1 protein-coding gene is annotated in these 798 nt (G+C 73.4%); it reads right to left on the bottom strand.

All coding sequences use genetic code 11. From position 1 onward, the window contains the following. The coding region (locus tag KBX39_RS32300) for a glycoside hydrolase family 3 N-terminal domain-containing protein (protein ID WP_282102508.1) at window positions 1-798 on the bottom strand (798 nt) is incomplete at both ends.

Genomic DNA, 798 nt, shown 5'->3' with positions numbered 1-798 from the left:
GAGGCCGTTCATCGAGGCCCGGGTGGACGAGTAGGTCGCCATCAGCGTCGGGGACTTCGCCCCGGACAGCACGTACGGCGTGTCCATCGCCACCGTCACGGCGGCGTCGGCGCGCAGGTCCTTCGCGCCGTCGCCGTACCCGACCAGGTGCACCACCGTGCCGCCGGAGGGCACCACCTTGACGCCGGCCGCGGTGAGCGCCTCGGTCAGCAGCTTGCGGGTGCGCTCCCGGCCACCGGAGGAGGTCACGCTCACCGGTCCGGTCACCGCGCCGCCGCACTTGCCGCGCAGCACAGTCACCGCGGCGGTGGCGAGGTCGTCGGCGGCCTTGCGGTGTGCCGCGCCGTCGAGCGTGGACAGCGCTGGCGTGTCCCGCCCGGCCAGCCGGAACTTCATGGTGAGCACCCGGGTGACCGCCTCGACCAGGCGGGCGCGGGGCAGCGAGCCGTCCTTGAGCGCGGCGCGCAGCCCGTCGTACGCCTGGGTGACGTTCGGCGTCATCAGGATGAGGTCGTTGCCGGCGTTGAGCGCGCGCACGGCCGCCTCACCGGGTGACCACTTCTTGGCCGGGGCCATGTTCATCCCGTCGGTGATCACCACGCCCTGGAAGCCGAGCTGGCCGCGCAGCACGTCGGTGAGCAGCTTGCGGGAGAACGTGGCGGGGGTGCCCGGGTCGACCGCCTTGACGTCCAGGTGGGCCGACATCACCGCCATGGCCCCGGCGCCGATCCCGGCCCGGAACGGCGGGAACGCGATCCGGTCCAGGTCGGCGCGGGACTGCTTGATCACGGGCAGCTC

It is taken from the genome of Micromonospora sp. D75, from assembly GCF_018070405.1.
GTDB lineage: Bacteria > Actinomycetota > Actinomycetes > Mycobacteriales > Micromonosporaceae > Micromonospora > Micromonospora chalcea.
This window is presented reverse-complemented; position numbering and strand designations above follow the sequence as displayed.